Below are 7,272 nucleotides of genomic sequence, written 5' to 3'. Positions count from 1 at the left end.
AGATGACGTTCTCCATGGTGTACGCGTACAGCGAGAACTACGTCCTGCCGATCTCCCACGACGAAGTGGTCCACGGCAAGCAGGCGTTGGTGTCGAAGATGCCGGGCGACTGGTGGCAGCAACGGGCGAACCACCGCGCGTATCTCGGGTTCATGTGGGCCCATCCCGGCAAGCAACTCCTCTTCATGGGGCAGGAGTTCGCCCAGGGCTCCGAGTGGTCCGAGGCCGACGGGCCGGACTGGTGGCTGCTGGACACGGAGTACGCGGCCGAGCCGGACCACCGCGGCGTCCGCGATCTCGTCCGTGATCTCAACACCGTCTACCGTCACACCCCCGCCCTCTGGCAACGCGACACCGATCCCGACGGATTCCGGTGGGTGGCCGGGGACGCCGCCGAGGACAACGTCTTCGCGTTCCTGCGCTACGACGCCACCGGGGCGCCCCTGTTGTCCGTCAGCAACTTCTCGCCGGTGGTACGGCACGAGTACCGTCTCCACCTTCCCGGCTCGGCGCCCGCCTGGCAGGAGGTCCTCAACACCGATGCCGGCCGCTACGGCGGCGGAGACATCCGCAACCCCGGGCCGGTGACGCCCCGGGCGTCGTACGTCACGCTGACGCTGCCGCCGCTCGCCACGGTGTGGCTGACGCCGGTGCACGGGTGAGGCGACATGCGGGGCCGGCACGGAAAACCTCTTCCGAAACCCCGCTGGGGAAATCCAGTTCACAGTTCCCGACAACAACGTCCTTCACCTGAGCTAGATTCGTTCACCGTCGATAACTCCACTCGTCGGCGCGGTCACAGTCAGTACGATCCAGGAGCAGCGCATGCGCGACTTCGCCCTCGCTCCCCCCACCCCCACCGCACCGCTGACGGGCGGACTCGCCGACAGCGTCTTCGAAACGGCGCTGCGTGAACCGGATCTGCCGCAGCTCGCGCGCCGCCCCGACCCGGCCAAACAGGTCTGGACGCAGGTGACGGCCGCCGAACTGCGCGACGAGGTCGTCGACCTGGCCAAGGGGTTCATCGCCTCCGGCATCTCACCGGGCCGCCGTGTGGCCATCATGGCCCGCACCCGTTACGAGTGGACGGTGCTCTGTTACGCGCTCTGGGCGGTCGGCGCCGAGGTCGTGCCGATCTATCCGACCTCCTCGCGCGACCAGGTCGCCTGGATCCTCGCGGACTCGCAGTGCAGCGCCGTCGTCGTCGAGGACGAACAGGGCCTCATGACCGTCGGTTCGGTGTGCACCTCGCTGCCCCTGCTGCGCAACGTGTGGCAGCTGGACGACGAAGCCCTGTCCCAACTCGTCGAGCTGGGGCGGCCGGTATCGACGACCACGGTCGACTCGCTGCGCCGGATCGTACTGCCGGACTCGACCGCGGTGATCGCCTACACCTCCGGCACGACCGGGCATCCCCGCGGCTGTGCCCTGAGCCACCGCAGCCTGGCCAGCCCGTGCGACACCCTGCTGGGGGGCTGGAGACACACGGCGGCTCCGCCCGGCCAACAGCCCACCGTTCTCGCCTTCCTGCCCTTCTCGCACGTGTACGGCCTGATGATCCAGGGCCTGTGCCTGCGCGGCGGCCTGCTGATGGGGCACGAGCCCGAACTGAGCGGGGACGCCCTGTCGTCGGCGCTGCTCTCCTTCCGGCCGACGTATCTGTACGCGGTGCCGTCGGTGTTCGAGAAGATCTACAAGAACTTTTTGCGCGCCGCCCAGAAAGCCGGCCGGGGCAGCCTGTTCGAGCGGGCCGTCGGCACCGCGCGGGACTTCGCGACCGCTGTCGAACGGCAGCGGCTGGGCACGGGCTCGGGCCCCGGTTTCGACCTGCGTCTGCAACACGCCCTCTACGAGCGGACGGTGTACCGCAAACTCCGTTCCGCCCTGGGCGGGCGCGTGTGCGGCGCGGTCTCCGGCGGTTCGCCCCTCAACCGTGAACTCGCGCTGTTCTACTCGGGTATCGGCATCCTCGTCCACGACGGCTACGGCCTCACCGAGACCAGCGGCGGCGTCACCGCGCAGCCGGTGGGCCGGGAGAAGTTCGGGACGGTCGGGCAGGCGCTGCCCGGCACGGAGATCCGGGTCGCCGAGGACGGCGAGATCCTGGTGTACGGCACCTCCGTCTTCCAGGGGTACGTCAACGACGACGCCGGAACCCGGGAAGCGCTGCGGGGCGGCTGGCTGGCCACCGGGGACATCGGGCGACTGGACCCGGAGGGGTATCTGACGATCACCGGGCGCAAGAAGGACATCATCATCACCAGCAGCGGCAAGAGCGTCGCGCCCGCCGCCCTGGAGCAGCGGCTGCGCATGCATCCGCTGGTGCACCAGGCGGTGATCGTGGGCGACAACCGGCCGTGCGTGGGCGCTCTGATCACCCTCGACCCGGAGTTCCTGGCCCACTGGCGCGCCTCGCTGGCCCTGCAGGAGGACACGCCGCAGCGCCAGGCGCGCGAGGAGAACGCCCTGCGGGAGGAGATCGGACGGGCAGTCGCCGCCGCCAACAGCACCGTGTCGCGGTCCGAGTCGATCCGGGTGTTCCGCGTCCTCGCGGAGCCCTTCGCCCTCAGCAACGGCCTGCTGACCCCCTCCATGAAGCTGCGCCGGGACGCGATCGTGCGGCACTACGCCTTCGAGATCGACGCGATGTACCAGGCCCGGAGCCGCTCTTCCCGGCCTAACCCGGCGGTCGAGGAGCTGGCGCGCTGGGACGACTCCGACAACGTGTTCCGCTGAGCGGGCGGCGCGTCCGCGGGGCGGTCTCTGGTTGACGTTGCGGCGGACGGGCCAGCAGAGTGATCTCCGTACCGGCCTCCCGTACGGATTGGACCCTGCCGTGACCAGTACCGCCTCACCGTGGTCGCACGCGCCCGTCAAGGTAGGGCTCGTCGGCGCCGGACCCTGGGCGCAGTGGGTGCACGCGCGCGTGCTGGCCGCCGGGCCCGAGACCGAACTGGCCGGCGTCTGGGCACGCCGCCCCGAGGCGGCCCAGGAGACGGCGGCACCGTACGGGGCCCCGGTCGCCGCCCGTTTCGAGGAACTGCTCGACTCCTGCGAGGCGGTGGCGTTCGCCGTACCGCCGGCCGTCCAGGCCGAGTTCGCCCTGCGTGCCGCCAAGGCGGGCAAGGCGCTGCTGCTGGAGAAGCCGGTCGCCGAGGATCTCGGGGCGGCCCGGCGGCTGGTGGACGCGGTCGACGAGGCCGGGGTCGTCTCCCAAGTGACTCTCACGAACCGCTATCACCCTGGGACCCGCCGGTTCCTGAAGGCGGCGAGCGAGGCGGACGTGTTCGGCGCGCGGGCGTGTTTTCTGAGCGGCGCCTTCCTGGGCGGCGCTTTCGCGACTCCCTGGCGGCTCGCACACGGCGCGCTGCTCGATCTGGGACCGCATGTACTCGACCTGCTCGACGCGTCCGTGGGGCGGATCGCGAGGGTGCGCGGCACAGGGGACTCGCGTCGTTGGATCGAACTCACCTGCGAGCACGAGAACGGCGCGGTCAGCCAGGCCTCCCTCTCCGGTTCGGTGAACGTGGCGCGAGGCGTGGCCCGCGTCGAACTCTTCGGATCCGGCCCGGAGCTGGTGTTCGACAGCGACGACCTCGACCTCGAGGAGAGCTGGCCGGTGCTGCGCCGCGAGTTCGCGACCGCCGTACGCACCGGTGTCTCCGGCGAGCTCGACGCCCGTCGGGGCCTCCATCTGCAGACGCTGATCGCGCAGGTGTCGGAGGGCTGAGCACCCCACAAACCGGACGTGACATGAATCACGCCCGACTGAGGAGTCGATGCGGAACAACCCGGAGTGGCCGGCCGTTCTTCTATACGTGGCTGCGGAGGGGACAGTGTCCCCGGGCCCACCTATAGCCCATGGGGAAGATCGTTCGGCTGAAGCCCCATGGAGCCTTTCGCCGAGAGGCGACCGCCCTCCGCGTGCCACCACCTACGGCCCTGGCTGGTCTCCCCCGTCCAGCCAGGGCCTTCTCCATGTCGAAATACGGTTCGTTCCTGCCGCCGAGGTGCCTGGCGCGCCCGCAACGGCTGAAATGGGTGTAGGGGAAGCCGCCGGAACCGGGTAGTGCGCTGCCATGGCGGACCTCTTTCCTCCAGATCGCCGGTGAGGAGCCCTGCTCATGACCAAAGCGACAAAGCTGCTGACCGCCCTGCCCCCGCCCCGCCGTGAGCGTCTGCTGGCGCTCGCGACAGAGGTGTCCTTTCCCGAGGATTTCAGGATCTTCGAGGCGGGCGGCACGGCCGACCGTTTCTGGGTCGTCCGCTCCGGTGCGGTCTCCCTGGTCCAGCAGGTGACGCCGGTGCAGCGGGTGACCGTGGCCAGCCTGGGGACGGGCGATCTGCTCGGCTGGTCCTGGCTCTTCCCTCCTCATCGGTGGGACTTCGGTGCCGAGGCCTTCAGTTTCGTGCGCGCGTACGAGTTCGATGCCCAGGCGGTGCTCGAACTCTGCGAGGAGGACCCGGCCCTCGGGATGCAGCTGGTGCGGATCATCGCCGAGATCCTCGCCCATCGTCTGGAGTTGACCCGGGGCAGGCTGATGGAGGACTTCTCGCTGCACAAGCGGGGATCCGGGTAAGGAGGATCGCCGTCGTCGGACGTGGCGGCGGCGCAACGCCGGCATCGCGGCCGTCAGGGCCAGGGTGACGGCGACGACCAGGAGTCCGCCGCCGGCGACTGCCGTGCGGGTGCCCAGGGCGGATGCCGTGGTGCCGTGCAGCGGGTCGGCCAGTCGGGGACCGCGCACGACGACCACCATGAAGCCGCCCCGCATCCGGCCGCGCATCTCGCCTGTCGCCGCCGGCAGCAGGATCACCACCCGGAAGACGCTGGAGACCATGTCGGCGACTCCGGCGACGGCCAGGACCCAGCGGCGTCTGCCCGGCGGGGGCTCGTTCCTGGGCGCGGTCGGCTGAGGGTCCGAGTCGTTGCCGGTGCTGCTGTTGCTGGGGTCCACAGGTGTTCTGGCTGCTCGCTACATCCAATCGGCTCTGCCTTCAATATCACGCGGGTACGACTCGCGCCGTCCTTCAGCATCTGGACGACGATCGAGGAGTGCCTCAACCCGCAGGTCGTCCACGAGGCAGACCGTGGTTGGTTCACCACGGAACCCTGCAGCGAGCCGGAGGTGTTCGACTTCCCCGAGGGCATCGGCCGGTGGAGTGCGTGAACGTCGAGCACGAGGAGGTGCTGCTCGTGCCGCGCTGGATCGGCGCGCGCCGCGTCACCTTCGAGTACGGCCTGGGTGAGGAGTTCATCCGGACCCTCAGGACGCCGCACCTGCTCGGCCTGGACCGCACCGACCCCGTGACGGTCCCGAGCGCCGCCGGCCCGGTCGCCGTGTCGCCCCGGGACGTCGTCGCCGCGTGCCTGCCCGACCCGGCGACGCTGGGCGAGCGCATGCACGGCAGGACGTGCGCGGGTACGTGGGTCAAGGGCACGAAGGACGGGGCGCCGCGCGAGGTGTACCTGTACCACGTGGTCGACAACCAGTGGTCCATGGCAGAGTACGGCTCCCAGGCGGTGGTGTGGCAGACGGCCGTCAATCCGGTCGTCGCCCTGGAACTCGTCGCCACCGGCGCCTGGTCCGGCTCGGGTGTCCTGGGCCCGGAGGCGTTCCCGGCCCGGCCGTTCCTCGACCTGCTGACGGCGTACGGCTCGCCGTGGGGCATACGCGAGCAGTGACGTGTGCTCCCCGGGCCGGAGCCCGGGGAGTCGGTGATGCGGAGGGCCCTACGGAGCGGACGGCTCTACGGAGCGGACGGCTTGCCCTTCGTGCCGATCCAGGTCAGGAACAGCTGGTCCAGGTCCTTGCCGGAGACGCGCTCGGCGAGGGCGGTGAACTGGGCGGTCGTACCGTGCCCGTTGCGGTGCTGGGCGGCCCAGGTGCGCAGGATCTTGAAGAACGCCGGGTCACCGACCGCCTTCCGGAGCTTGTGCATGGCCATGGCGCCACGGTCGTAGACAGGCCTGGCGAAGATGTTCGCGCCGTTGCCCGGGTCGTCGGGCGGGAACGACCACAGGCTGTCGTCGGCCGCCGTGGCGTACAGGTCGTCGAAGCTCTTCTGGGCGCTCGGCCCGCCGTGCTGTTCCGCGTAGAGCCACTCCGTGTAGGTCGCGAAGCCCTCGTTGAGCCAGATGTCCTTCCAGCTGGTGAGGGTGACGGAGTCGCCGAACCACTGGTGGGCGCTCTCGTGGACCAGGGTGCTCAGGTCGGGTGCCTGGTCGTACACGGGACGGGTCTGGGTCTCCAGCGCGTAGCCGACCTGAGGGGCGCGGTCGACGATGGCTCCCGCGGCGCGGTACGGGTAGGGACCGAAGAGTTTGACCCCCCACTCCAGGACGGACGGCAGTTTCTTCAGTACGGGCGCGGCGGCGGTCGCCTCGCGCGGATCGACGGCGTTGTAGACCTTGATGCCGCTGCGGGTGGTGTACTGCTCGGTCGTGAACCTGCCGACCGTGGCCGTGGCCAGGTAGGCGGCCATGGGCTCGGACTGGCGCCAGCGGAAGGTGGTTCTGCCGCCCGCGGTCTTCTGGCCTAGGAAGACGCCGTTGGCGACCGCGGTGCGCCCCTGGGGGACCGTGATCGTGAAGTCGTACGAGGACTTGTCTTTGGGGTGGTTGTTGCCGGGGAACCAGCTCATGGAGCCCTGCGGCTCTCCGGCGACGAACACGCCGTCGTCGGTGGGGATCCAGCCGTCCTTCGAGCCGTCCGGGTCGATGACCGTCTGGGGGACACCGCTGTAGGTGACGGCGACCTGGAACGTCTGGTTCCTGTTCAGGGCGCGGCGCGGGCTGACTATGAGTTCCTGCCCGGAGCGGCGGAAACCGGCCTTCACATGGTCGACGGTGAGGGCGGTGACCTTCAGGCCGCTGAGGTCGAGGTTGAAGCGGGTCAGTTTCTGGGTGGCGCGGGCGGTGAGAACGGCCCTGCCGTCGAGGCGGCGGCTCACGGGGTCGTAGCGGAGGTTCAGGTCGTAGTGGCCGACGTGGTAGCCGCCGTTTCCGGACAGCGGAAAGTACGGGTCTCCGACACCGGAGGCGCCTGTCGTCGTGGCTCCCGCAGGTCCGGCGCCGGCCAGCAGAGCCGCGAGGGCTACGGGCACGGTCGCGAGGACGGCGTCACGGCGGAGGACTGCGGTGCGTGTGCCTGCGTACTGCCTGGGGGGTCTCACGCGAGCTCCTACGGTATGCGCTCCGATCATCTTCAGGGTTTTCACCCTAGACCCGTACTTCGCGGGTCGTTGATTCGTATGGTGTGGCCGGTCGGG

General features: G+C 69.9%; 5 protein-coding genes and 2 pseudogenes. 5 read left to right on the top strand and 2 right to left on the bottom strand.

Annotated elements, in window-relative coordinates; all coding sequences use genetic code 11:
• The 4 genes from RB628_RS38770 to RB628_RS38755 all read left to right on the top strand — a co-directional run.
• A partial coding sequence (locus RB628_RS38770; protein ID WP_318325351.1) for an alpha amylase C-terminal domain-containing protein occupies positions 1-662 on the top strand: 662 nt, incomplete at its 5' end.
• 163 nt (positions 663-825) lie between these two features.
• On the top strand, positions 826-2,736 hold the full coding sequence (locus tag RB628_RS38765; protein ID WP_318325350.1) for an AMP-dependent synthetase/ligase: 1,911 nt from the start codon (positions 826-828) through the stop codon (positions 2,734-2,736).
• Between the two features lie 100 nt (positions 2,737-2,836).
• Positions 2,837-3,730: a Gfo/Idh/MocA family oxidoreductase gene (locus tag RB628_RS38760; RefSeq protein ID WP_318325349.1), complete on the top strand. Its 894-nt coding sequence runs from the start codon at positions 2,837-2,839 to the stop codon at positions 3,728-3,730.
• A 394-nt stretch (positions 3,731-4,124) separates the two neighbouring features.
• Positions 4,125-4,580 (top strand): cyclic nucleotide-binding domain-containing protein, encoded by a 456-nt coding sequence (locus RB628_RS38755; protein ID WP_318325348.1) that lies wholly within the window; start codon positions 4,125-4,127, stop codon positions 4,578-4,580.
• Between the two features lie 18 nt (positions 4,581-4,598).
• Here RB628_RS38755 and RB628_RS38750 read toward each other — a convergent pair.
• Positions 4,599-4,865: pseudogene (locus RB628_RS38750) on the bottom strand (MFS transporter); the annotation flags it as partial.
• Positions 4,866-5,018: 153 nt separating this feature from the next.
• Between RB628_RS38750 and RB628_RS38745 the strand changes: the two are divergent.
• Positions 5,019-5,686, top strand: a pseudogene (locus tag RB628_RS38745) (saccharopine dehydrogenase family protein); the annotation flags it as partial.
• A gap of 65 nt (positions 5,687-5,751) precedes the next feature.
• Here the strand turns inward: RB628_RS38745 and RB628_RS38740 are convergent.
• Positions 5,752-7,176 (bottom strand): M1 family metallopeptidase, encoded by a 1,425-nt coding sequence (locus RB628_RS38740; RefSeq protein ID WP_318325347.1) that lies wholly within the window; start codon positions 7,174-7,176, stop codon positions 5,752-5,754.
• Positions 7,177-7,272 lie beyond the last annotated feature (96 nt).

Origin of the sequence: Streptomyces sp. ADMS (assembly GCF_033441795.1) — a bacterium.
GTDB lineage: Bacteria > Actinomycetota > Actinomycetes > Streptomycetales > Streptomycetaceae > Streptomyces.
This window is presented reverse-complemented; position numbering and strand designations above follow the sequence as displayed.

Excerpts from the sequence above, each read along its gene's own strand:
- RB628_RS38765 (WP_318325350.1), top strand. The coding sequence starts at position 826 with ATGCGCGACTTCGCCCTCGCTCCCCCCACCCCCACCGCACCGCTGACG.
- RB628_RS38755 (WP_318325348.1), top strand. The coding sequence starts at position 4,125 with ATGACCAAAGCGACAAAGCTGCTGACCGCCCTGCCCCCGCCCCGCCGT.